Below are 22383 nucleotides of genomic sequence, written 5' to 3'. Positions count from 1 at the left end.
TGGCATCAGGTGGCGGGGAAGCCAAATTTTTGTCGCTAACGCGTTGTTATTGCGGCCGCGCAGCGCGGCCACAGCGGAGTTATTCTGCCGGGATGCGCGCTTTTTGTTCGCGCAGATCGTTTTCAATGCCGTCGCGCACGTCCTGTGGGATCTTCAGCGCGTCGCCGAGCGCAGTGAGATAGCTGCGCTCCATAAAGTGATCCACGTCGATAGCGGCGCAGCTGAGGAAGTAGAGTTCCAGCGCTTCATCTTCGTTTTTCACGTCGGCAGCCAGCCAGGCGGGATCGAGCGGCCGATTGATCGCTTTCTGGATCAGCGCCTCCGCCTCCTGACCGTAGCCCGACTCATGGATACTGCGCTCAATAGCGGCGCGCTCGCGATCGTCGATATGGCCGTCGCTTTTAGCGGCGAAGACCAGTGCCGTCACCAGGCGCTCGGCACGCTGGTCGGCGGGCGTCTGCAGCTCGCCGAAGCCGGGATCGGCCTGGTGCGTATCGCGCACGCGCTGTTTATATTTGTTCCATAGCACCGCGCCGGCCGCCGCGCCGCCGCCGATAATCAGCGCTTTGCCGCCATACTCGGTTAACAGCTTGCGCGACTTTTTGCTGGCGATCAGCAAACCCGCCAGGCCGCCCAGCGCGCCGGGTGCCAGCATATCGTTTAAACCTCCGTTGCCGCCGCTGTGGCCTTTCTTCGTCAGCAGCGACTGAAGCTGTTGCAGCAGGTTGTTCATCATTCACTCCTTTTTTAGCGATAAGGGCTCTACTCTGCCCGACCGGGCGTCAGTTAACGTCAAGGTGAGAAAAGAGAGGCAAAGCAGAGGAGGATGAGAACGCAAACGTTTTCGTTTATACTGCGCGCGTTTTGACTCACAGGTGAAATTATGACGACTCTTGGAACTGCGCTGCGTCCGGCTGCGACGCGTGTCATGCTGTTAGGCTCGGGTGAACTGGGTAAAGAAGTGGCGCTGGAGTGCCAGCGACTGGGTGTGGAAGTGATTGCCGTAGACCGCTATGCCGACGCGCCCGCGATGCATGTGGCGCATCGCAGCCACGTGGTGAACATGCTTGACGGCGAGGCGCTGGCCGCGCTGATTGCGCAGGAAAAGCCCGATTATGTGGTGCCGGAAATCGAAGCGATCGCCACGGATAAGCTGCTTGAGCTTGAACAGCAGGGTCAGCGCGTGGTGCCGACCGCGCGCGCCGCGCGCCTGACCATGAACCGCGAAGGTATTCGCCGTCTGGCGGCGGAAGAGCTGTCGCTGCCAACCTCCAGCTACCGTTTCGCCGACAGCCAGGCGAGCTTTGAGGCAGCAGCGGCGGAGATCGGCTTCCCCTGCATCGTCAAGCCGGTGATGAGTTCGTCAGGCAAAGGCCAGAGCTTTATTCGCGACGCCAGCCAACTCGGCAGCGCCTGGGAGTACGCGCAGCAGGGCGGCCGCGCCGGCGCAGGCCGCGTGATTGTCGAAGGCGTGGTTAAATTCGATTTTGAAATTACGCTGCTGACCGTGAGCGCGGTCGACGGCCTTCACTTCTGCGCGCCGATCGGTCATCGCCAGGAAGATGGCGACTACCGCGAATCCTGGCAGCCGCAGCAGATGAGCGATGTCGCGCTGCAGCGCGCGCAGGCGATCGCCGGCGAGGTGGTGAAAGCGCTGGGCGGCTACGGCCTGTTCGGCGTCGAGCTGTTTGTCTGCGGCGACGACGTCATCTTCAGCGAAGTGTCGCCACGACCGCACGACACCGGCATGGTGACGCTGATTTCGCAGGATCTTTCGGAGTTCGCTCTGCACGTGCGCGCCTTTCTCGGCCTGCCGATCGGCGGCGTGCGCCAGTACGGCCCGTCGGCGTCGGCGGTGATCCTGCCGCAGCTGCACAGCCAGAACGTGCGGTTCGTCAACGTGGAAGCGGCGCTGGGCGCGGGTCTGCAGCTGCGCCTGTTCGGCAAGCCGGAAATCGCGGGTTCGCGCCGTCTTGGCGTCGCGCTGGCCAGAGGCGAGAGCGTCGATGACGCCGTCGCGCGGGCGATCGCCAGCGCAGCGGCGGTAAAAGTCGAAGAGTAATAACACCGCGGGTGATTCATGATGCGGTGAGCGCCCTGCTCACCGCTAATGCTTATTTCGCGCCTTCTACCGCTTCGCGCGCCAGACGCGTAATGCGATCCCAGTCGCCTGACTCCAGCGCGTCGTTCGGCACCAGCCAGGAACCGCCAATGCAGAGCACGCTTTTCAGCGCCAGATAGTCGCGATAGTTAGCGGGCGAGATGCCGCCGGTGGGACAGAAGCGTACCTGCGGGAAGGGACCGCCGATCGCCTGCAGCGCCTTGACGCCGCCGTTCGCTTCCGCCGGGAAGAATTTAAATTCGCGCAGGCCGTAATCCATGCCGGTCATCAGTTCGGAAACGGTGCTGATGCCGGGAATCAGCGGCACCGGACCCTCTACCGCGGCCTTCAACAGCGGCTCGGTAATGCCTGGGCTGATAACGAACTGCGCGCCCGCTTCGGTGACTTCCTGCAGCTGCTGGGTGTTGATGACCGTGCCTGCGCCGACGATGGCGTCCGGCACCTCTTTAATCATCAGGCGCAGCGCTTCCATCGCCACCGGCGTGCGCAGCGTGACTTCCAGCACCCGAACGCCGCCGGCCACCAGCGCTTTCGCCATCGGCACCGCATGTTCCAGCTTGTTCACTACGATCACCGGCACCACAGGTCCAGTGGTCAGAATCTTTTCCGCACTCGTCTTCCAGTTCTTCATCAGTTCCCCTTGCTTATCCATACCGGCGCCAGCCGCGCGGCGCGCCATCAATGCGTCACTACCATACAGGATCGCCTTCCGCATCGTCTATCCGCCCGACGCTATTTTTGAAACTGCGGTTCAGTTTCCTGCGGCAAGGCACAAAAAAGCCCGCACGCGGCGGGCTACTTTCAGGATTATTCGAACTCGTTCCAGGAACGGCCGTCTCGCGTGATCATCGCCACGGACGCCACCGGCCCCCAGGTGCCTGCCTGATAAGGCTTGGAGGAGTCGCCGTCGGCGGCCCAGGCGTCGATAATGGAGTCGACGTAGGTCCATGCCGCTTCCACTTCGTCGCGACGCACGAACAGCGCCTGAATGCCGCGCATGCTCTCCAGCAGCAGACGCTCGTAGGCGTCAGCCAGGTGCGACTGATTAAAGGTCTCGGAGTAGCTCAGATCCAGCTTGGTGGTCTGCAGCTTGTGCTTGTGATCGAGGCCCGGCACTTTGTTCAGGATCTCGATATCGACGCCCTCGTCCGGCTGCAGACGAATAGTGAGCTTGTTCTGCGGCAGTTCCGAGTAGGAATCCTTGAACAGGTTCATCTCCGGGTTCTTGAAGTAGACCACTACTTCGGAGCATTTGGTCGGCAGACGCTTGCCGGTACGCAGGTAGAACGGCACGCCCGCCCAGCGCCAGTTGTCGATATCGACGCGAATGGCGACGAAGGTTTCCGTCGAGCTGGACTTGTTGGCGCCCTCTTCTTCCAGATAGCCAGGCACTTTTTTACCCTGCACGAAGCCGGCGGTGTACTGGCCGCGCACGGTTTTTTCGCGCACGTTGGTCTGATCGATACGGCGTAGCGAGCGCAGCACCTTAACTTTCTCGTCGCGAATGGCGTCGGCGCTGAGGTCGGACGGCGGCGCCATGGCGATCATGGTCAGCACCTGCAACAGGTGGTTCTGGATCATATCGCGCATCTGGCCAGCCTGGTCGAAATAGCCCCAGCGTCCTTCGATGCCCACCTCTTCGGCCACGGTGATCTGCACGTGATCGATGGTGCGGTTATCCCAGTTGTTGACGAAGATAGAGTTGGCGAAGCGCAGCGCCAGCAGGTTGAGCACCGTCTCTTTGCCGAGATAGTGGTCGATGCGGAACACCTGGCTTTCGTCAAAGAACTCGCCTACCGCGTCGTTAATCTCTTTTGAGGTCTCCAGCGAGGTGCCGAGCGGCTTCTCCATCACCACGCGCGCCGGTTTAGCGTTCAGCTTCGCTGCGCCCAGGCCTTTGCAGATGGCGCCGAAGGTGCTTGGCGGCATCGCGAAATAGTTGATGGTGGTGCGTTTTGCCTGATCGAGCATTTTGCCCAGTTTGGGAAAATGGGTGGTGTCGTTGACGTCGAGGTTGCAGAAGTCGAGACGGCTGCTGAGTTTGTCCCACAGCGCTTCGTCGATCTTCTCCTTCATAAAGGTTTCCAGCGCTTCACGCACCACTTTGGTATAGGCTGCTTTGTCCCAGTCGGCGCGTCCCACGCCGATGATGCGGGTTTCCTCGTGGATCTGTCCCGCTTTTTCCAGCTGATACAGTGAAGGCAACAGTTTCCGGCGCGCAAGATCGCCTTTGGCACCGAATATCACCAGATCGCATGCCTGGGCTGTTTGTGTTACCGCCATTTTCCTCTCCTCGTTGCAGGATGATCCCGTTGGCGTTTGCATCCTCATCCATCGGGTCCATGTTGTAATTTTCTTTCAGCACAATGTACTTATTTCAGGGAGTCAGGTAAACCGACTCTATGCGGGTCCGCAGCGTTTACTCTGAATGGAATAAGACGTGCCGATGTGATAGTGCGTGCGCTTTAGCCCACTCTAGCGTGGCGGCCGAGAGGCGGCAAAATCGAATCCGGGTCAAATTATGACAAAAATTTACCACGCAGACTTATCCGTACTTGCGCGCAGTCAAGGCGAACAGGGTATATTCACGCTTTTATGCCCCCTCTGCCAGCCCTGGCTGGCATCGATAAAAGCGATAACGGTCATCAGGTTATGAATACTCTGGAAAAAATTGAGGCGCAGCTGGCGACGCTCAGCAAATCGGAACGCAAGGTCGCGGCGCAGATCCTGGCCGCCCCGCAGGAGGCGATCCATTCCAGCATTGCCCGGCTGGCGCGCGCCGCCGAGGTCAGCGAACCCACCGTTAACCGCTTTTGCCATCGGCTCGGCACGCGCGGCTTTCCCGACTTCAAATTACAGCTGGCGCAGAGCCTGGCACAAGGGCAAAGCTGGGTCAGTCACGACGTCGATGAAGATGACGATACCCGCGGCTACAGCCATAAGATTTTCGACTCGGCGCTGGCCGGGCTGCAGCGCGTGCGCGAACGGCTCGATCTCGCCGTGGTGCAGCAGGCGGTGACGGCGCTGTCGCGAGCGCAGAAAGTGGCGTTCTTTGGCCTGGGCGCCTCAGCGGTGGTGGCGCACGACGCCTTTAATAAATTTTTGCGCTTTGATCTCCCGGTGGTCTGGTCAGAGGATATTGTGATCCAGCGCATGAGTTGTATAAATAGTTGCGCGGAGGACGTTTTTGTTTTGATTTCGCATACTGGCCGCACGAAAAATATGGTAGAACTGGCTCGCCTCGCCGGTGTAAACGGTTCCACCGTGATAGCCGTCACGTCTCCCGCTTCGCCGCTGGCAGAGGTCGCCACGCTGGCGCTCACGCTTGATGTTCCGGAAGATACCGATGTCTATCTGCCAATGGTGTCCCGCCTGACGCAACTCACCGTTATCGACGTGCTGGCGACCGGATTTATCCTCGAGCGCGGCGCCGCGTTTCGGGAAAACCTGAAGCGAGTGAAAGAGGTCTTAAAAGAGTCGCGTTTCGACAAGCCTTTCGCCATGGAAAACGCAGCGCAACAAAAAAATTAACATCACATTCACAATGTGAGTCGTATCACAGGCTCTCCTTCAGTTAGAATAATGATCACGCCCTGTCCACTTTAGGGGATACGCAAATTTGTCAACGGAGTCCTTCATGTCAAGACGTCTCAGAAGAACCAAGATCGTTACAACCCTCGGCCCGGCAACAGACCGCGATAATAATCTGGAAAAAATCATCGCCGCAGGCGCAAACGTTGTGCGACTCAACTTCTCTCACGGCACCCCGGAAGATCATCAGCTGCGCGCGAACAAAGTGCGTGAAATTGCCGCGAAGCTGGGTCGTCACGTCGCGATTCTGGGCGACCTGCAGGGACCGAAAATCCGCGTTTCGACCTTTAAAGAGGGCAAAGTGTTCCTCAACGTCGGCGACCGCTTCCTGCTCGACGCCAGCCTGAGCAAAGGCGAAGGCGATAAAGAGAAAGTCGGCATCGACTATAAAGGCCTGCCGGAAGATGTGGTGCCGGGCGATATCCTGCTGCTCGACGATGGACGCGTGCAGCTGAAAGTGCTGGAAGTTCAGGGCATGAAGGTGTTTACCGAAGTCACCGTCGGCGGCCCGCTCTCCAACAACAAAGGCATCAACAAGCTCGGCGGCGGCCTGTCGGCGGAAGCGCTGACTGAGAAAGACAAAGCGGACATTATTACCGCCGCGAAAATCGGCGTCGATTATCTGGCGGTCTCGTTTCCGCGCAGCGGCGAAGATATGAACTACGCGCGTCGCCTTGCGCGCGAAGCGGGCTGCGAAGCGCAGCTGGTGGCGAAAGTCGAACGCGCCGAAGCGGTCGCGACGCAGGAAGCGATGGACGATATCATTCTCGCCTCTGACGTGGTCATGGTGGCACGCGGCGACCTGGGCGTTGAAATCGGCGATCCTGAGCTGGTCGGCATTCAGAAAGCGCTGATCCGTCGCGCGCGCCAGCTGAACCGCACCATCATTACCGCCACACAGATGATGGAATCAATGATCACCAACCCGATGCCGACGCGCGCCGAAGTGATGGACGTCGCTAACGCCGTGCTCGACGGCACCGACGCCGTGATGCTGTCGGCGGAAACCGCCGCTGGCCAGTATCCCGCTGAAACCGTTTCCGCGATGGCGAAGGTCTGCCTGGGCGCGGAGAAGATCCCGAGCGTCAACGTCTCCAAGCACCGTCTGGAAGTTACCTTCGACAATATCGAAGAGGCGATCGCCATGTCGGCGATGTATGCGGCGAACCATCTGCAGGGCGTCACCGCGATTATTACCATGACCGAGTCCGGCCGTACGCCGCTGATGACGTCGCGCATTACCTCCGGCCTGCCGATTTTCGCTATGTCCCGTCATGAGCGCACCCTGAACCTGACCGCGCTCTATCGCGGCGTGACGCCGGTCTTTTTCAACAGCGACAACGACGGCGTAGTCGCGGCGCACGATGCAATCAATCTGCTGCGCGACAAAGGCTTCCTGGTCTCCGGCGATCTGGTTATCGTCACCCAGGGCGACGTGATGGGCGCGACCGGCACCACCAATACCAGCCGGGTGCTGCGCGTCGACTAACTGCGCGCCCGCTGTAGTAACGCTGTAAACAACGCGACTGCCTGGCGGTCGCGTTTTATTTTTTAAAAGGAGTCTGAATGCCCCGCTATCAACCCGTCAGCAAACTGACAGCAGGCTTGCTGCTGTTTCCGCTGGCGCTGGTGCTGTTTGAATTCGCCACCTATATCGCGCACGACATGATCCAGCCCGGCATGCTGCTGGTAACGCAGGAGTTTAGCGTCGGCCCGGAGTGGGTCTCGACGTCGCTCACCGCCTATCTGCTGGGCGGCGTGGTGCTGCAATGGCTGCTCGGCCCGCTCTCCGATAAATTCGGCCGACGTCCGGTGATGCTGGGCGGCATTCTCTTTTTTATTCTGGCCTGCGTGCTGACCACCTGGGTCGGCTCAATCAAAGAGTTCGTCGCGCTGCGCTTTATTCAGGGCATCAGCCTCTGCTTTATCGGCGCGGTCAGCTATGCCGCGATTCAGGAAGCTTTTGACGAGGCGCTGGCGGTGCGCGTGATGGCGCTGATGGCCAACGTCGCGCTGCTGGCGCCGCTGGCAGGGCCGCTGGCGGGCGCCGCCTGGCTGACGGTAGCGAGCTGGCGCAGCATGTTCTGGCTGTTCGCCCTGCTCAGCGCCCTCGCCTTTATTATTTTATGGCGCGTGATGCCTGAAACCGCAGGCGACCGCAGCCACTCTATCGCGCTGCCGCAGCTGGCGCGCACCTACCGCAAGCTGGCGCGCGACCGGATGGTGATGCTGGGCTCTTTCGCTATCGGGCTGGTGTTTATTCCCATCCTGACCTGGGTGGCGCTCTCGCCGGTGATCCTGATGCATGAGGAGCAGCTGTCGCGCATGCACTATGCGCTGCTGCAGCTGCCGGTGTTTCTGGCGATGATCGCCGGGAATATTACGCTGGGCAAGCTGGCCGGACGCGTGCCCATCGAGCAGCCGGTGAAGTTCGCCGCCTGGCCGATTCTCTCAGGGTTAGGCATTGCGCTGCTGGCGAACCTGCTGGACAGCCACAGCTATCTCCTTCTGACCGCCGGGCTAAGCCTATACGCCTTCGGCGCGGGTATGGTCAACGCCGGGCTCTATCGCCTGACGCTTTACGCCAGCGACGCGGGTAAAGGCAGCGTCGCGGCGATGCTGGGGATGATCAGCATCCTGACGCTGGCGATCGGCATCGAGCTGGCGAAAAGCGGTTATTTTAGCGGCGGCACGCCCTGGTTTAGCCTGATCAATTTCATCAGCGGCGTGCTCTGGTTTGTGCTGGTGACGCTGTTTCTGCGCGAACGCAAGCGGCGCGCGCAGGTGACGGCGTTATCCTGAGTATTAAGGTCTTACTCACAAGCTGCTGCGGAAGCTGAAATGCGGGGGCGGTATGGCACGAAGAGCAAAGCGTCCATGGATGCCTTGAGCGACTTTGCGATCGGGCCATACCGTCCCTGCGTCAGCACATTATCAATAAAAAAGGGCCGCAATTGTGGCCCTTTTGCTATTTACGCGGATAAAGCTCTTTGCGCTTATAGGGCTCGATATCGCCCTCTTTGCGCGTCTTCAGCAGCTTCAAAATCCAGGTGTACTGCTCGGGATGGGGACGCACGAACACCTCAACCTCTTCGTTCATGCGGCGCGCCAGCGTGCGATCGTCCGCGTCCAGCAGATCGTCCATCGGCGGACGCACGAAAATCTCCAGCCGGTGCGTCTCGCTGTTATAGACCGGGAACAGCGGCACCACGCGCGCGCGGCACACCTTCATCAGGCGGCCCAGCGCCGGCAGCGTCGCCTTGTAGGTCGCGAAGAAATCGACGAACTCGCTGTGTTCGGCGCCGTGATCCTGATCGGGCAGATAGTAGCCCCAGTACCCCTGGCGCACCGAGCTGATAAACGGCTTGATGCCGTCGTTGCGGGCGTGCATCCGGCCGCCGAAGCGACGACGCGCGCTGTTCCAGACGTAGTCAAGCAGCGGATCGCTCTGGTTATGAAACATCGCCGCCATCATCTGCCCTTCGGAGGCGAGCAGCATCGCAGGGATATCCACCGCCCAGCCGTGGGGCACGAGGAAAATAACGTTCTGCTTCTCTGCATGCAGCCGATCGATGATCTCGCGGCCGTGCCAGTCAACGCGCTGGCGCACGCGCGCCGGATCGCGCACACACAGTTCTGCCATCATCGCCATCGCCTGCGGCGCGGTAGCGAACATCTCATCGACGATATGGCTGCGCTGCGTTTCGCTCAGCTCCGGCAGGCAGTAGTACAGATTGATGAGCGCGCGGCGGCGAGCGCCTTTAGCCAGTTTCCCCGCCATTCTCCCCAGCCCGCCAAGCAGCGGATCGCGTACTTTCGCCGGCAGTAGCGCCATGCCTGCCAGCGCGCCGATCGCCAGCCAGCTGCCCCAGTATTTTGGTTTCAGGAAAGAACGTTCAAAAACGGGAATAAATTCACTATTCTTTTTTTTCGGGGTTTCCATGCACTCGCCTCAATCAATGACGCGCTAATGATAGTGGCGACAGGTAAATTTGCAATCCCCGGCGCGGCGTGAAAAAAAACCGACGCGTAAAGCGTCGGTCTTGTGGCGCGTCGCGCGGACTACTCGAAGCGCAGCAGCGGCAGGTTGGTTTTCACCTGCGCCATATAATCGCTGCGCTCTTTGCCGGTCAACCCTTCCATGCGCGGCAGTTTCGCCGTCAGCGGGTTGACCGCCTGGTTATTGATCCAGATTTCAAAGTGCAGATGCGGCCCGGTGGAGCGGCCGGTGTTGCCCGACAGCGCGATGCGATCGCCGCGCTTCACCTTCTCGCCCGGTTTCACCAGCACTTTCTTCAGGTGCATATAGCGCGTCATATACTGGCGGCCGTGACGAATGGCTACATAGTTGCCCGCCGCGCCGCCGTTTTTCGCCATCACCACTTCGCCGTCGCCGACCGCCAGCACCGGGGTACCCACCGGCAGCGCAAAATCGACGCCTTTATGCGGCGCGATGCGGCCCGTTACCGGGTTCAGACGACGCGGATTGAAGTTGGAGGAGACGCGATACTGCTTCACGGTCGGGAAGCGCATAAAGCCGCGCGCCAGGCCCGACCCGTTGCGATCGTAGAACTTGCCGTCTTCGGCGCGGAACGCGTAGTAGTCTTTGCCGCCGGAGCGCAGGCGCACGCCAAGCAGCTGGCTCTGCGCGCTTTTGCCGTCGAGCATTTCGCGCGACATCAGCACGCTAAACTGGTCGCCGGCGCGCAGCTTGCGGAAATCCATCTGCCACTGCAGCGCTTTGATCACCGCGCTCGCTTCGCTGCCGGTCAGGCCGGCGCGCTGGGCGCTGGCGGCGAAACTGCCGCGCACTTCGCCTTTCAGCACGCGGTTCTGCCACTCGCCCTTTTGCATCTCGGACTGCATGGTGAACGCGCCGTTATTGCCGCGCTGATAGGTGCGCGTTTCACGCCGGTTTATCTCCCAGGTGAGAGACTGCAGACTGCCATCGTCGGTCAGGGTCCAGCTCAGCTGCTGGCCGACCTGCAGGTTGCGCAGCGCTTTATCGCTGTTGACCAGCGCATTGATATCGCCCAGTTCGATGCCGTACTGATTCAGGGCGCTGCTGAGCGTATCGCCGGACGAGACGGTGTATTCATGCGTTCCCGTCGCGTCCGGCACATCGCTGTCGATGTCGTCGGCGGGCAGTTCTTCTTCCGGTTCGGAAGTGGTTTGATCGATGGGTTCGCTGGCCTCTGGCAGCAGCGTACGCAGCTGATTTTTATCGAGTTCGATGCTTTTGACTATCGGCATCGCATCATCGGCGGGATGGTAAACGTAGGGCCGCCAGACGGCGACGGCCAGCGTCACAACGGTTAAAGACCCCAGCATAACGCGGTGGGGGCGCGGCAAATTATTAAATGCGAGGGCGACAGAGCGGGCTATCTGCTGCACTTTTACCTATTCCTCATGCTCCATTCAGGCAGCTCGCATACTGGCCTGACAGCTGTGAAAGGAACTTCACGTAGCTGTCCTGACTAAGGCTGATATTTGTCCCCAGCGGATCCAGCGTGCCTTTACGCACGTTGGTTCCACGGGCAACCGCATCGATGACGGCTGGCCTGAATTGTGGCTCAGCAAAGACGCAAACGGCCTTCTGCTCAACCAACTGTGTTCGTATTTGATGTAGACGCTGTGCGCCCGGCTGAATTTCAGGGTTTACGGTAAAATGCCCGCTGGGCGAGAGGCCGTAGTGTTTTTCAAAATAGGTGTAAGCGTCATGAAAAACGAAATACCCTTTGTTGCTGACCGGCGCGAGCTGCGCGCTAATGTGCTTGTCGGTAACCGCCAGTTCGCTTTCGAACTGCTGGAGATTAGCGTCAAGTTTGGCTTTGCTTTCGGGCATAAGTTCCAATAATTTTCCATGGATTGCAACCGCCGCTAGCCTGGATATTTGCGGCGACAACCACACATGCATATTAAATTCGCCATGATGGTGATGATGTTCCGCTTCGTCATCTCCGCTATCGCCCTGGTGAGCAGCCTCTTCGCCATGGTGATCGTCGTCGTCTCCGCCCTTCAGCAACAAGGGTTTAACCGCCTGCATATCGGCGATCTGAAGGTTTTTAGCGGCGGGCAATTCAGCCGCCGGCTTCGTCATGAAGGCTTCCATCTCGGGGCCGACCCACACCACTAAGTCTGCGTTTTTTAAACGTTTTACGTCAGAAGGACGCAGCGCGTAATCATGTTCCGACGCGCCATCGGGCAGCAGTACATCCACCGGCGTCACGCCGTCGGCAATGGCGGCAGCGATAAAACCGAGAGGCTTCACCGAGGCGACGACATTCGCCTGCGCGGGAAGCGTCAGCGAGGCGGTGAATGCCAGCGCAGAAAGGGTGAAAATAGTACTCTTTTTAATGTGTAACATAATGCATCATTCCATCGTGACCTGGGGATGGGATGTGATATTATAACATTCGAAATTCTGTGCAACCTGTAAATAACATGACCTCACTCGTCACGCTTGAAAACATCTCCGTGCAATTTGCACGACGTCCCGTGCTCTCAGGCATTAGCCTGAAGCTGATGCCAGGACGCATACTTACGCTGCTTGGCCCCAACGGCGCGGGCAAATCCACGCTGGTGCGCGTCGTGCTGGGGCTGCTAACGCCGGCCTCCGGTCAGATACAACGCGATCCCGGCTTGCGCATCGGTTATGTACCACAAAAACTGCATATCGACCCGACGCTGCCGGTCACCGTCGAGCGTTTTATGCTGCTGACGCGCGGCGCGAAGCGCGCCGATGTGCTGCCGGCGCTGAAGCGCGTGCAGGCCGGTCATCTGCTCAACGCGCCGCTGCAGAAGCTCTCGGGCGGTGAAACGCAGCGCGTGCTGCTGGCGCGCGCCCTGCTCAATCAGCCGCAGCTGCTGGTGCTGGACGAGCCGACGCAGGGCGTCGACGTGAACGGCCAGGTGGCGCTCTACGATCTGATCGACCAGCTGCGCCACGAGCTTAACTGCGGCGTGCTGATGGTTTCGCACGATCTGCATCTGGTAATGGCGAAAACCGACGAGGTGCTCTGCCTTAACCACCATATCTGCTGCTCCGGCACGCCGGAAGCGGTGTCGCAGCATCCGGAATTTATCGCCATGTTCGGTCCGCGCGGCGCGCAGCAGCTGGCGATCTATCGCCATAACCATAATCATCGTCACGACCTTCAGGGACGTATCGTTTTACGCAGAGGACAGGGTCCATCATGATTGAGTTGTTACTACCGGGCTGGCTGGGCGGCGTGATGCTGGCGCTGGCGGCCGGTCCGCTGGGTTCGTTCGTGGTGTGGCGCAAGATGTCTTACTTCGGCGATACCCTGGCGCACGCCTCGCTGCTGGGCGTTGCCTTCGGCCTGCTGCTGAACGTCAATCCCTACTACGCCGTTATCTTGGTCACCGTCTGCCTGGCGCTCGGGCTGGTGTTTCTTGAACGCCGCCCGCATCTGGCGATCGATACCCTGCTGGGCATTATGGCGCACAGCGCGCTGTCGCTCGGTCTGGTGGTGGTCAGCCTGATGTCGGGCGTGCGCGTCGATCTGATGGCCTATCTGTTCGGCGATCTGCTGGCGGTAACGCCGGAGGATTTATGGGTGATGGGCGCAGGCGTGGCGGTGGTGCTGGCGGTGATGGCGTGGCAGTGGCGCGCGCTGCTGTCGATGACCATCAGCCCGGAGCTGGCGCAGGTGGACGGCGTAAATATTCAGCGTACCCGCCTGATCCTGATGCTGGTGACGGCGCTGACCATTGGCGTGGCGATGAAATTCGTCGGCGCGCTGATTATCACCTCGCTGCTGATTATCCCCGCCGCGACGGCGCGCCGCTTTTCGCGTTCGCCAGAGCAGATGGCGAGCCTGGCAGTGGTGGTGGGCATTATCGCCGTCTCGGGTGGCCTGACCTTCTCCGCCTTCTACGATACCCCGGCCGGCCCGTCGGTGGTGTTGTGCGCCGCGCTGCTGTTTATTCTCAGCATGGCGCGCAAACCCGCCGTCTGATTACTCGTCGCGCGCCATGCCGAAGTGACGATAAGCGTGCTGCGTGGCCATCCGGCCGCGCGGCGTGCGCTGAATAAAGCCCTGCTGGATCAGGAAGGGCTCAATCACATCCTCAATGGTTTCCCGCTCTTCGCCAATTGCCGCTGCGAGGTTATCCAGGCCTACCGGCCCGCCGGTAAACTTGTCGATAATCGCCAGCAGCAGCTTGCGATCCATATAGTCGAAGCCTTCGCTGTCGACGTTAAGCATATCCAGCGCGCTGGCCGCAACGTTGCCGCTCATTTCGCCGTTGGCGCGCACCTCCGCGAAGTCGCGCACGCGGCGTAGCAGACGGTTGGCGATACGCGGCGTGCCGCGCGCGCGCTGCGCCACTTCCCGCGCGCCCTCTTCGCTCAGCGGCAGTCCCAGACAGGCGGCGCTGCGGCTGACGATGTGCTGCAGATCCGGCACGTTGTAGAACTCCAGGCGCTGCACGATGCCGAAGCGGTCGCGCAGCGGCGAAGTCAGCGAGCCGGCGCGCGTGGTGGCGCCGATCAGCGTAAACGGCGGCAGGTCGAGCTTGATGGAGCGCGCGGCCGGGCCTTCGCCAATCATAATATCCAGCTGGTAATCTTCCATCGCCGGATAGAGCACCTCTTCCACCACCGGCGAGAGACGATGGATCTCATCGATAAACAGCACGTCGTGCGGTTCGAGATTGGTCAGCATCGCCGCCAGATCGCCCGCCTTCTCCAGCACCGGACCGGAGGTAGTGCGCAGATTGACGCCCATCTCATTGGCGACGATATTGGCCAGCGTGGTTTTCCCCAGCCCCGGCGGACCGAAAATCAGCAGGTGATCCAGCGCATCGCCGCGCAGTTTCGCCGCCTTGATGAAAATTTCCATCTGCTCGCGCACCTGCGGCTGGCCCACGTACTCCGAGAGCAGCTTAGGGCGGATAGCGCGGTCGAGATTCTCTTCTTCGTTATAGCTGGCGGAGGAGACCAGACGGTCGGCTTCGATCATGACTTACCTCAAATGGCGGCGCGCAGAGCTTCTCGGATCAGGGTTTCGCAGTCTGCGTCAGGCTTGCCAACCTTGCTTATCATACGGCTGGCTTCCTGCGGTTTATAACCCAGCGATACCAGCGCCGCAACCGCTTCTGCCTCGGCGTCGTTGCTTTCCGGCTCGGCGTGCGGCGCGGTGAGCGTAAAGGCGGATTCGCCGGAGAAGAGGTCGCCATGCAACCCTTTGAAGCGATCTTTCATCTCAACCACCAGACGCTCGGCGGTTTTCTTGCCGACGCCCGGCAGCTTGATTAGCGCGGCAATCTCCTCTTTCTCCACTGCCGTCACGAACTGCTGCGCCGACATGCCGGAAAGGATCGCCAGCGCCAGCTTAGGTCCGACGCCGTTGGTTTTAATCAGCTCGCGAAACAGCGCGCGCTCTTGTTTGTTGTTGAAGCCGAACAGCAGCTGCGCATCTTCGCGCACCACAAAGTGGGTAAAGATCACCGCTTCGTGGTTCAGTTCAGGCAGCTCATAAAAACAGGTCATCGGCATATGCACTTCATAACCCACGCCGTGCGCTTCGATCAGCACCAGCGGCGGCTGCTTTTCCAGAATATTGCCCCGTAAACGACCTATCACCTGAACGCTTCCTTAATAAACGAATGTGGCGGGATTTATAACATAAAAAAGGCTGGATGAATATCCAGCCTGAAACGGAACGCGGCGTGGCCCGCTAGCCTGAACGCAAACGTCCGCGCGTCAGTAACAGTTTGCTGTCGCTGATGCGCGTCGCGTTCTGACTGACGTGGCAGTGCGTAATAGCGATTGCCAGCGCGTCAGCGGCGTCCGCCTGTGGGTTGGCGGGCAGCTTAAGCAGCGTGCGCACCATATGCTGCACCTGACTCTTCTCCGCGCCGCCGGTGCCGGTGACGGTCTGCTTCACCTGACGGGCGGCGTACTCAAAGACCGGCAGGTCAAGGTTGACCGCCGCGACGATCGCCGCGCCGCGCGCCTGCCCCAGCTTAAGCGCCGAATCGGCGTTCTTTGCCATAAAGACCTGCTCGATGGCGAAGTAGTCCGGCGAAAACTGGGTGATGATTTCAGTCACGCCCGCATAGATCAGCTTCAGACGCGCCGGCAGCTCGGTGGTATTGGTGCGGATACAGCCGCTGCCCAGATAGCTGAGCTGGCGGCCGGTTTGACGGATCACACCGTAGCCGGTTATGCGCGAGCCGGGATCGATGCCCAGAATTATCGCCATGCCGACTCTCCGGTGTGCGGGCTAGAGAGAAACGCCATTACAGCGTTTCCGCGACCTCATCGGAGATCTCGCCGTTATGGTAGACTTCCTGCACGTCGTCGCAGTCTTCCAGCATGTCGATCAGGCGCAGCAGCTTCGGCGCCGTTTCAGCATCGAGTTCCGCTTTGGTCGACGGGATCATTGAGACTTCGGCGGTGTCCGCTTTCAGGCCGGTGGCCTCCAGCGCGTCGCGCACTGCGCCCAGCTCTTCCCATGCGGTAAAGACGTCGATCGCGCCGTCGTCATAGCTCACCACATCTTCCGCGCCCGCTTCCAGCGCCGCTTCCATCACGCTGTCCTCATCCTGGCCCGGCGCGAAGGAGATCACGCCCTTCTTGCTGAACAGGTAAGAAACAGAGCCGTCGGTGCCGAGGTTGCCGCCGGTTTTGGTGAAGGCGTGGCGCACTTCGCCTACGGTGCGGTTGCGGTTGTCGCTCAGGCACTCCACCATCACGGCAGAGCCGCCAGGGCCGTAGCCTTCATAGATGATGGTTTCCATATTGGAATCATCTTCGCCGCCCACGCCGCGCGCGATAGCGCGGTTCATGGTGTCGCGCGTCATGTTGTTAGACAGCGCTTTGTCCATTGCGGCGCGCAGACGCGGGTTGGACGCGGCGTCGCCGCCGCCCAGCTTAGCGGCGGTGACCAGTTCACGAATAATTTTGGTGAAGATTTTACCGCGCTTGGCGTCCTGCGCCGCCTTGCGGTGCTTGGTGTTCGCCCATTTACTATGACCAGCCATCTTGCATATTCTCCGATCTTTGACATCGCACGGGCTATCTTGCTGGCGATCTCGCCTTCCGGCAGTGCTCGCAATCGTCACGTACAAGCGTACGCTCCGGTTGCTGCGCGCTGGCGGCAGTCGACCTCGCTGCGCCGATAACGCCCGACGCTTTAAGTTTTGCGGTGCAGTTCTGTGGGAACCGCACCAATTTTCTTCAATCCAGACTGCCACCAAAATTACGGCGAGCAGCTAAATAAATTCTTCAATCGCCTGGCGATTGCTCCAGGACTTAGTCAGGGCGGCGGCGGCGGCGGGATCGAGCCAGCGCGCGGCGAGATGCTCGCTGAGCGTTGGCTGCCGCTCGGCGGGCAGCGCCAGCCGGAACCAGTGTTCGCGGTTGTGCGTCACGCCTGGGGCATAGCGATGGCGGTAGTGCGGAAAGATTTCGAATTCGATCTCTTTGCCGCAATCCTCCAGCGCCAGCTTCTCGCCCGCGACGTCGATGGCCAGCTCTTCCAGCACTTCGCGCCGCGCCGCCTGAAGCGGGGTTTCGCCCGCTTCCAGACTGCCGGTCACCGACTGCCAGAAATCGCTGTCGTCGCGTCGCTGCAGCATTAACACCCGGCCGGTATCCTGCGCGAAAATCACTACCAGCACCGATACCGGATATTTAAACATTACTTATTCTCTGACTTCTCTTTCTTCGGCGCGATCTGAATACCGAGATCCGCCAGCGCCGCCGGATTGGCTTCGCTCGGCGCTTCGGTCATCAGACAGGCCGCCGCGGTGGTTTTCGGGAAGGCGATAACGTCGCGGATATTCTCGGTGCCGGTCAGCAGCATAGTGAGACGATCCAGACCAAAAGCCAGACCCGCGTGCGGCGGCGTGCCGTACTTCAGCGCGTCGAGCAGGAAGCCGAATTTCTCGCGCTGCTCGTGCTCGTCAATGCCCAGAATAGTGAATACCGCCTGCTGCATGTTACCGCTGTGGATACGCACGGAACCGCCGCCCACTTCATAGCCGTTGATCACCATATCGTAGGCGTTCGCCACCGCGCTCAGCGGGTCGGCCGCCAGCTCTTCCGCCGACATCTCTTTCGGCGCGGTAAACGGATGGTGCATCGCCGCCAGACCGCCTTCGTCGTCCTCTTCGAACATCGGGAAGTCGATTACCCACAGCGGCGCCCAGGCGCTTTCGTTGGTGATCTGCAGGTCGCGGCCCACTTTCAGGCGCAGGGCGCCCAGCGCGTCCGCTACCACTTTGGCGCGATCGGCGCCGAAGAAGATCAGGTCGCCGTCGGCGGCGTTGGTGCGGCTGAGAATCGCTTCGACGATCTCTTCGTTAAGGAACTTAGCCACCGGGCTCTGTACGCCGCTGAAGCCGTCAGCGCGCGCGTTGACTTTCATCCACGCCAGACCTTTCGCGCCATAAATCTCGACGAACTTGCCGTATTCGTCAATCTGCTTGCGGCTCAATTGTGCGCCGCCCGGCACGCGCAGCGCGGCGACGCGCCCTTTGGCGTCGTTGGCCGGACCGGCGAACACCTGGAACTCGACGTTTTTCAGCAGATCGGCGACGTCCACCAGCTCCATCGGGTTACGCAGATCGGGCTTGTCGGAACCGTAGCGACGCATCGCTTCGGCAAAGGTCATCTGCGGGAACTCGCCGAGATCGACGCCCTTCACTTCCTGCCACAGCTGACGAATCATACGCTCGTTGATCTCGCGCACCTGCGGCGCGGTCAGGAACGAGGTTTCGATATCGATCTGGGTAAATTCCGGCTGGCGGTCGGCGCGCAGATCTTCATCGCGGAAACACTTCACGATCTGATAGTAGCGATCGAAGCCGGACATCATCAGCAGCTGTTTGAACAGCTGCGGCGACTGCGGCAGCGCATAAAACTTGCCTTTGTGCACGCGGCTCGGCACCAGATAGTCGCGCGCGCCTTCCGGCGTCGCCTTGGTCAGCATCGGCGTTTCGATATCGAGAAAGCCTTCGCCGTCCATAAAGCGGCGCACGAAGCTGGAGATTTTCGCGCGGGTCTTCAGGCGCTGCGCCATTTCAGGACGGCGCAGGTCGAGATAGCGGTACTTGAGACGCGCTTCTTCGCTGTTGACCTGATTGGAGTCGAGCGGCAGCGGCTCGGCGCGGTTGATAATGGTCAGTGCCTGCGCGAACACTTCGACTTCGCCCGTGGCCATCTCGGCGTTTTTGTTTTTCTCGTCGCGTGCGCGAACGGTGCCGGTGATCTGGATGCAGAATTCGTTGCGCAGCTCAGACGCCAGCTGGAAAGCCTCCTGACGATCGGGATCGAAGAAAACCTGCACGATGCCTTCGCGGTCGCGCATGTCGATAAAAATCAGGCTCCCCAGATCGCGACGGCGGTTGACCCAGCCGCAAAGAGTGACTTGCTGACCTACATGAGACAGATTGAGCTGTCCGCAATATTCTGTACGCATAACGTATCCTTTTAACTTCGCCGCTGCTGCCTGCAGCATCAGGCCGCGTAACCTTTTGAGATGCTGCCGCAAAAAAGGCGGCCATTATAATGGAAAAAGGCAGGCAGGATAAGTAGAGCCGCGCCAAACCGCGCATTTCGTCGCCGGTTTTTCCTCCCCCGGGCAACCAGGCTAGTCTATAGGGCAAAACCAGCAGAAAAGGAGAGGCCGTGACGCTTCGTATTGGGCTGCCGCAGTGGCAGCATTCGCACTGGAAACGCTGGGGCATTGAAAGTCTGGCTGATTATGCCCGGCTGTTCCACTGCGTAGAGGGCAACACCACGCTTTATGCGCTACCCGCGCCCGACACCGTTCAGCGCTGGCGCGATATGACGCATGACGATTTTCGCTTTTGCTTCAAGTTTCCGCAGACCATCAGTCATCAGGCGCAGCTGCAGCACACCGACGATCTGCTGAGCGATTTCCTGCGGCTGCTCGATCCGCTGGCCGACCGTATCGGACAGTACTGGCTGCAGCTGCCCGCGACTTTTGCGCCCGCGCAGCTCGCCGATCTCTGGCGCTTTCTCGACGGGCTGCCGCGCCGCTTCAGCTATGGCGTCGAAGTGCGCCACCCCGCCTTTTTCGCCAAGGGCGAGGCGGAGCGCGCCCTGAATCAGGGGCTGCAGGCGCGCGGCGTCAACCGGGTGATTTTAGACAGCCGTCCGACGCACGCCTCAACCTCGCAAAGTCCTGCCGCCCTGCACGCGCGCCAGCAAAAGCCGCGCGTGCCGCCTCACGCCGTGCGCACCGGCGAGCGGCCCATGGTGCGCTTTATCGGCAGCGACGACGTAGACCAGAGCGATCGATTTTTTCAGGTCTGGCGCGAAAAACTGGCACAATGGCAGACGGAAAGCGACCCGCTGTTTTTTATTCATACGCCCGATATGGGCGAGGTGTTTCCGCTGGTGCGGCGTATATGGCCGCAGCTGCAGGCGATCGACGCCGGCATCGGCAGCGGCCCCGCCTGGCCGCAGCAGGAATCGCTGTTCTGATGAACGAGGATTAGCATGGTAAGTGCGTTATATGTGGTACTGGGCGTGTTGATGGTGATGAAGTTCGCGCTGGACGTGGTGCGCTACCGTCGCCACTATCGCGTCGCCTTTGGCGACGGCGGGTTTCACGATCTGCGCGTGGCGATGCGCATTCACGGCAACGCGATCGAAACCATTCCGCTGGCGCTGCTGCTGCTGGTGATGATGGAGATGAACGGCGCCGATATGTGGATGATGCATCTGACCGCGCTGCTTTTTTTCGTCGGCCGGGTGCTGCACGCGCAGGGGCTGCGCCGCAGCGCGCTCGCCGGGCGCAAATATGGCATGATGCTGACGCTGTTCGCCCTGTGCGGCATGGCGGTATTTAACCTTATCTATCTGCCCTGGGAGCTGGTGCTGACGCTGCATTGACCGGCTGCGGGGGTAAAGGGTGCAGCCCGCCGCACTTTCTGCCAGAATAGCGCCCTTTCCGTTGTCTTTCCGGATTTATTATGTCTGACCGCGATACGCTATTTTCCGCGCCCATCGACAAGCTGGGCGACTGGACCTTTGACGAGCGCGTGGCTGAAGTCTTCCCCGATATGATTCAGCGCTCCGTGCCCGGCTACTCCAATATCATCTCCATGATCGGCATGCTGGCCGAGCGCTTCGTCACGCCCGACAGCCAGGTTTACGATCTGGGCTGCTCGCTTGGCGCCGCCACGCTCTCGGTGCGCCGCAATATCAAGGCGCCCGGCTGCACCATTATCGCCGTGGATAATTCGCCGGCGATGGTTGAACGCTGCCGCCGCCATATCGACGCCTTCCGCGCCGAGACGCCGGTGAACGTTATCGAGGCCGATATCCGCGATATCCCCATCGAAAACGCCTCGATGGTGGTGCTGAACTTCACGCTGCAGTTTCTTGATCCTCCTGCGCGGCTGCAGCTGCTGGAGAAGATCTGGCAGGGGCTGAAGCCCGGCGGCGCGCTGGTGCTGTCGGAGAAGTTCAGCTTCGAGGACGCCGAGGTCGGCGAACTGCTGTTCAATATGCACCACGATTTCAAACGCGCTAACGGCTACAGCGAGCTGGAGATCAGCCAGAAACGCAGCATGCTGGAGAATGTGATGCTGACCGACAGCGTTGAGACGCACAAGGCGCGCCTGAAACAGGCGGGCTTCTCTCACGCGGAACTCTGGTTCCAGTGCTTTAACTTTGGTTCGCTGGTGGCGTTGAAATGATTGAGTTTGGCCGTTTTTATCAGCAAATCGCCACCGGCCCGCTCGCCAGCTGGCTGGAGGTGCTGCCGGCGCAGATCGCCGCCTGGCAGAAAGAGAATCTGCATGGCCTGTTTCGCAACTGGGAGAAGTCGGTTGAGCATCTGCCGCTGCTGCAGCCGCAGCGGCTCGACCTGCTGCACAGCGTCAGCGCAGAGCGCGACGATCTCAGCGATCGTCAGCGTCAGGGCATCGAGAAACTGCTGCGCAATCTGATGCCCTGGCGTAAAGGCCCCTACTCGCTCTACGGCACCGCTATCGATACTGAATGGCGTTCCGACTGGAAGTGGCAGCGCGTCGCGCCGCATATCTCCTCGCTGGCGGGTCGCACCGTGCTGGACGTCGGCTGCGGCAGCGGCTATCACATGTGGCGCATGGTCGGCGCCGGCGCGCAGCTGGTGGTCGGCATCGATCCGATGCAGCTCTTTCTCTGCCAGTTCGAAGCGGTGCGCAAACTGCTGGGCGATGACCGACGCGCCCATCTGCTGCCGCTCGGCATCGAACAGCTGCCGACGCTACAGGCGTTCGACACCGTTTTCTCAATGGGCGTGCTTTATCATCGCCGTTCGCCGCTCGATCATCTGCTGCAGCTGAAAAACCAGCTGGTGAGCGGCGGCGAGCTGGTGCTGGAAACGCTGGTGATCGAGGGAGATGAGCGGGATGTGCTGGTGCCGGGCGAACGCTATGCGCAGATGCGCAACGTCTATTTCATCCCTTCGGCCGCAGCGCTGAAAAGCTGGCTGGAGAAGTGCGGCTTCGTCGACGTGAAAATTGTCGATTATGCGGTGACCTCCACCGACGAGCAGCGCCGCACCAGCTGGATGACCAGCGAATCGCTGGCCGAGTTTCTCGACCCGCAAGACGCCGGCAAAACGGTGGAAGGCTACCCGGCGCCGCTGCGTGCGGTGCTGGTCGCCACCAAACCCTGA

The 22383-nt window shown here is 60.4% G+C and carries 22 protein-coding genes; 10 read left to right on the top strand and 12 right to left on the bottom strand.

Features of this window, described 5'->3' with window-relative positions:
• Positions 1-79: 79 nt before the first annotated feature.
• Positions 80-733, bottom strand: a complete 654-nt coding sequence (locus PVE98_RS08625; protein ID WP_033746540.1) for a tellurite resistance TerB family protein — start codon at positions 731-733, stop codon at positions 80-82.
• Between the two features lie 150 nt (positions 734-883).
• On the opposite strand from PVE98_RS08625, the gene purT reads away from it, so the two are divergent.
• Positions 884-2062 (top strand): formate-dependent phosphoribosylglycinamide formyltransferase, encoded by a 1179-nt coding sequence (gene purT, locus PVE98_RS08620; RefSeq protein ID WP_033746538.1) that lies wholly within the window; start codon positions 884-886, stop codon positions 2060-2062.
• Positions 2063-2114: 52 nt separating this feature from the next.
• Here purT and PVE98_RS08615 read toward each other — a convergent pair whose 3' ends face one another.
• Entirely contained in the window at positions 2115-2753 is a 639-nt protein-coding gene (locus tag PVE98_RS08615; RefSeq protein ID WP_033747926.1) for a bifunctional 4-hydroxy-2-oxoglutarate aldolase/2-dehydro-3-deoxy-phosphogluconate aldolase, read from the bottom strand.
• Positions 2754-2929: 176 nt separating this feature from the next.
• Positions 2930-4405, bottom strand: coding sequence for a glucose-6-phosphate dehydrogenase (zwf, locus tag PVE98_RS08610; RefSeq protein WP_033746536.1), 1476 nt, complete (start codon positions 4403-4405; stop codon positions 2930-2932).
• A 369-nt stretch (positions 4406-4774) separates the two neighbouring features.
• Between zwf and hexR the strand changes: the two genes are divergently transcribed.
• The 3 genes from hexR to PVE98_RS08595 all read left to right on the top strand — a co-directional run bounded on the left by hexR (position 4775) and on the right by PVE98_RS08595 (position 8515).
• Positions 4775-5653 carry a transcriptional regulator HexR gene (hexR, locus tag PVE98_RS08605; RefSeq protein WP_096073909.1) on the top strand — a complete coding sequence of 293 codons (879 nt, stop codon included), beginning with the start codon at positions 4775-4777 and terminating at the stop codon, positions 5651-5653.
• A 106-nt stretch (positions 5654-5759) separates the two neighbouring features.
• Positions 5760-7202 (top strand): pyruvate kinase, encoded by a 1443-nt coding sequence (gene pyk / locus PVE98_RS08600; protein ID WP_033791280.1) that lies wholly within the window; start codon positions 5760-5762, stop codon positions 7200-7202.
• A 77-nt stretch (positions 7203-7279) separates the two neighbouring features.
• Positions 7280-8515: an MFS transporter gene (locus PVE98_RS08595; RefSeq protein WP_096073293.1), complete on the top strand. Its 1236-nt coding sequence runs from the start codon at positions 7280-7282 to the stop codon at positions 8513-8515.
• Between the two features lie 166 nt (positions 8516-8681).
• Here PVE98_RS08595 and lpxM read toward each other — a convergent pair whose 3' ends face one another.
• The 3 genes from lpxM to znuA form a co-directional block, all read right to left on the bottom strand.
• The gene (gene lpxM, locus PVE98_RS08590) at positions 8682-9656 is read right to left on the bottom strand and encodes a lauroyl-Kdo(2)-lipid IV(A) myristoyltransferase (RefSeq protein ID WP_096073294.1); all 975 of its coding nucleotides are present in this window, start codon (positions 9654-9656) and stop codon (positions 8682-8684) included.
• Between the two features lie 119 nt (positions 9657-9775).
• Positions 9776-11107, bottom strand: a complete 1332-nt coding sequence (gene mepM, locus PVE98_RS08585; protein ID WP_033746525.1) for a murein DD-endopeptidase MepM — start codon at positions 11105-11107, stop codon at positions 9776-9778.
• A gap of 13 nt (positions 11108-11120) precedes the next feature.
• Positions 11121-12080: a zinc ABC transporter substrate-binding protein ZnuA gene (gene znuA, locus PVE98_RS08580; protein ID WP_096073295.1), complete on the bottom strand. Its 960-nt coding sequence runs from the start codon at positions 12078-12080 to the stop codon at positions 11121-11123.
• A 77-nt stretch (positions 12081-12157) separates the two neighbouring features.
• Here znuA and znuC point away from each other — a divergent pair, with 77 nt between their 5' ends.
• Positions 12158-12913: a zinc ABC transporter ATP-binding protein ZnuC gene (gene znuC, locus PVE98_RS08575; RefSeq protein ID WP_033746519.1), complete on the top strand. Its 756-nt coding sequence runs from the start codon at positions 12158-12160 to the stop codon at positions 12911-12913.
• A complete protein-coding gene (gene znuB / locus PVE98_RS08570) occupies positions 12910-13695 on the top strand; it encodes a zinc ABC transporter permease subunit ZnuB (RefSeq protein WP_033746516.1) in 786 nt (261 codons plus the stop codon). Before znuC ends, znuB begins: the two co-directional genes overlap by 4 nt.
• Here znuB and ruvB read toward each other — a convergent pair whose 3' ends face one another.
• From ruvB to aspS, 6 genes are all read right to left on the bottom strand, one after another.
• Positions 13696-14700 (bottom strand): Holliday junction branch migration DNA helicase RuvB, encoded by a 1005-nt coding sequence (gene ruvB / locus PVE98_RS08565; RefSeq protein WP_033746513.1) that lies wholly within the window; start codon positions 14698-14700, stop codon positions 13696-13698.
• An 8-nt stretch (positions 14701-14708) separates the two neighbouring features.
• Complete coding sequence (ruvA, locus tag PVE98_RS08560; RefSeq protein ID WP_033746510.1) at positions 14709-15323, bottom strand: Holliday junction branch migration protein RuvA; 615 nt, start codon at positions 15321-15323, stop codon at positions 14709-14711.
• A gap of 94 nt (positions 15324-15417) precedes the next feature.
• Positions 15418-15945, bottom strand: coding sequence for a crossover junction endodeoxyribonuclease RuvC (ruvC, locus tag PVE98_RS08555; protein ID WP_033746508.1), 528 nt, complete (start codon positions 15943-15945; stop codon positions 15418-15420).
• A gap of 37 nt (positions 15946-15982) precedes the next feature.
• A complete protein-coding gene (locus PVE98_RS08550; RefSeq protein ID WP_033746507.1) occupies positions 15983-16726 on the bottom strand; it encodes a YebC/PmpR family DNA-binding transcriptional regulator in 744 nt (247 codons plus the stop codon).
• Positions 16727-16957: 231 nt separating this feature from the next.
• Positions 16958-17386, bottom strand: a complete 429-nt coding sequence (gene nudB / locus PVE98_RS08545) for a dihydroneopterin triphosphate diphosphatase (RefSeq protein WP_096073296.1) — start codon at positions 17384-17386, stop codon at positions 16958-16960.
• Positions 17386-19167 (bottom strand): aspartate--tRNA ligase, encoded by a 1782-nt coding sequence (gene aspS / locus PVE98_RS08540; protein ID WP_033746502.1) that lies wholly within the window; start codon positions 19165-19167, stop codon positions 17386-17388. The genes nudB and aspS overlap by 1 nt, the downstream gene beginning before the upstream one ends.
• A gap of 209 nt (positions 19168-19376) precedes the next feature.
• Between aspS and PVE98_RS08535 the strand changes: the two genes are divergently transcribed.
• The 4 genes from PVE98_RS08535 (at position 19377) to cmoB (ending at position 22383) form a co-directional block, all read left to right on the top strand.
• A complete protein-coding gene (locus tag PVE98_RS08535; protein WP_096073297.1) occupies positions 19377-20198 on the top strand; it encodes a DUF72 domain-containing protein in 822 nt (273 codons plus the stop codon).
• A 15-nt stretch (positions 20199-20213) separates the two neighbouring features.
• Entirely contained in the window at positions 20214-20609 is a 396-nt protein-coding gene (locus PVE98_RS08530) for an MAPEG family protein (RefSeq protein WP_096073298.1), read from the top strand.
• A gap of 80 nt (positions 20610-20689) precedes the next feature.
• Positions 20690-21418: a carboxy-S-adenosyl-L-methionine synthase CmoA gene (gene cmoA, locus PVE98_RS08525; RefSeq protein WP_096073299.1), complete on the top strand. Its 729-nt coding sequence runs from the start codon at positions 20690-20692 to the stop codon at positions 21416-21418.
• Positions 21415-22383 carry a tRNA 5-methoxyuridine(34)/uridine 5-oxyacetic acid(34) synthase CmoB gene (gene cmoB / locus PVE98_RS08520; protein ID WP_096073300.1) on the top strand — a complete coding sequence of 323 codons (969 nt, stop codon included), beginning with the start codon at positions 21415-21417 and terminating at the stop codon, positions 22381-22383. The genes cmoA and cmoB overlap by 4 nt, the downstream gene beginning before the upstream one ends.

The organism is Pantoea sp. GABEPS69 (assembly GCF_045780835.1).
In the GTDB taxonomy this organism is placed as follows: Bacteria; Pseudomonadota; Gammaproteobacteria; order Enterobacterales; family Enterobacteriaceae; genus Pantoea; species Pantoea septica.
The sequence above is the reverse complement of the archived record's forward strand: the minus strand, read 5'-3'. Positions and strand labels throughout refer to the sequence as shown.

What these genes read in the sequence shown, in the direction of transcription:
- znuC (WP_033746519.1), top strand. Translation starts at nt 12,158, where the DNA reads ATGACCTCACTCGTCACGCTTGAAAACATCTCCGTGCAATTTGCACGA.
- aspS (WP_033746502.1), bottom strand. Translation starts at nt 19,167, where the DNA reads ATGCGTACAGAATATTGCGGACAGCTCAATCTGTCTCATGTAGGTCAG.
- purT (WP_033746538.1), top strand. Translation starts at nt 884, where the DNA reads ATGACGACTCTTGGAACTGCGCTGCGTCCGGCTGCGACGCGTGTCATG.
- PVE98_RS08595 (WP_096073293.1), top strand. Translation starts at nt 7,280, where the DNA reads ATGCCCCGCTATCAACCCGTCAGCAAACTGACAGCAGGCTTGCTGCTG.
- lpxM (WP_096073294.1), bottom strand. Translation starts at nt 9,656, where the DNA reads ATGGAAACCCCGAAAAAAAAGAATAGTGAATTTATTCCCGTTTTTGAA.
- znuB (WP_033746516.1), top strand. Translation starts at nt 12,910, where the DNA reads ATGATTGAGTTGTTACTACCGGGCTGGCTGGGCGGCGTGATGCTGGCG.
- zwf (WP_033746536.1), bottom strand. Translation starts at nt 4,405, where the DNA reads ATGGCGGTAACACAAACAGCCCAGGCATGCGATCTGGTGATATTCGGT.
- ruvB (WP_033746513.1), bottom strand. Translation starts at nt 14,700, where the DNA reads ATGATCGAAGCCGACCGTCTGGTCTCCTCCGCCAGCTATAACGAAGAA.
- PVE98_RS08550 (WP_033746507.1), bottom strand. Translation starts at nt 16,726, where the DNA reads ATGGCTGGTCATAGTAAATGGGCGAACACCAAGCACCGCAAGGCGGCG.
- hexR (WP_096073909.1), top strand. Translation starts at nt 4,775, where the DNA reads ATGAATACTCTGGAAAAAATTGAGGCGCAGCTGGCGACGCTCAGCAAA.
- nudB (WP_096073296.1), bottom strand. Translation starts at nt 17,386, where the DNA reads ATGTTTAAATATCCGGTATCGGTGCTGGTAGTGATTTTCGCGCAGGAT.
- cmoB (WP_096073300.1), top strand. Translation starts at nt 21,415, where the DNA reads ATGATTGAGTTTGGCCGTTTTTATCAGCAAATCGCCACCGGCCCGCTC.
- PVE98_RS08615 (WP_033747926.1), bottom strand. Translation starts at nt 2,753, where the DNA reads ATGAAGAACTGGAAGACGAGTGCGGAAAAGATTCTGACCACTGGACCT.
- ruvC (WP_033746508.1), bottom strand. Translation starts at nt 15,945, where the DNA reads ATGGCGATAATTCTGGGCATCGATCCCGGCTCGCGCATAACCGGCTAC.
- pyk (WP_033791280.1), top strand. Translation starts at nt 5,760, where the DNA reads ATGTCAAGACGTCTCAGAAGAACCAAGATCGTTACAACCCTCGGCCCG.
- cmoA (WP_096073299.1), top strand. Translation starts at nt 20,690, where the DNA reads ATGTCTGACCGCGATACGCTATTTTCCGCGCCCATCGACAAGCTGGGC.
- PVE98_RS08530 (WP_096073298.1), top strand. Translation starts at nt 20,214, where the DNA reads ATGGTAAGTGCGTTATATGTGGTACTGGGCGTGTTGATGGTGATGAAG.
- znuA (WP_096073295.1), bottom strand. Translation starts at nt 12,080, where the DNA reads ATGTTACACATTAAAAAGAGTACTATTTTCACCCTTTCTGCGCTGGCA.
- PVE98_RS08625 (WP_033746540.1), bottom strand. Translation starts at nt 733, where the DNA reads ATGAACAACCTGCTGCAACAGCTTCAGTCGCTGCTGACGAAGAAAGGC.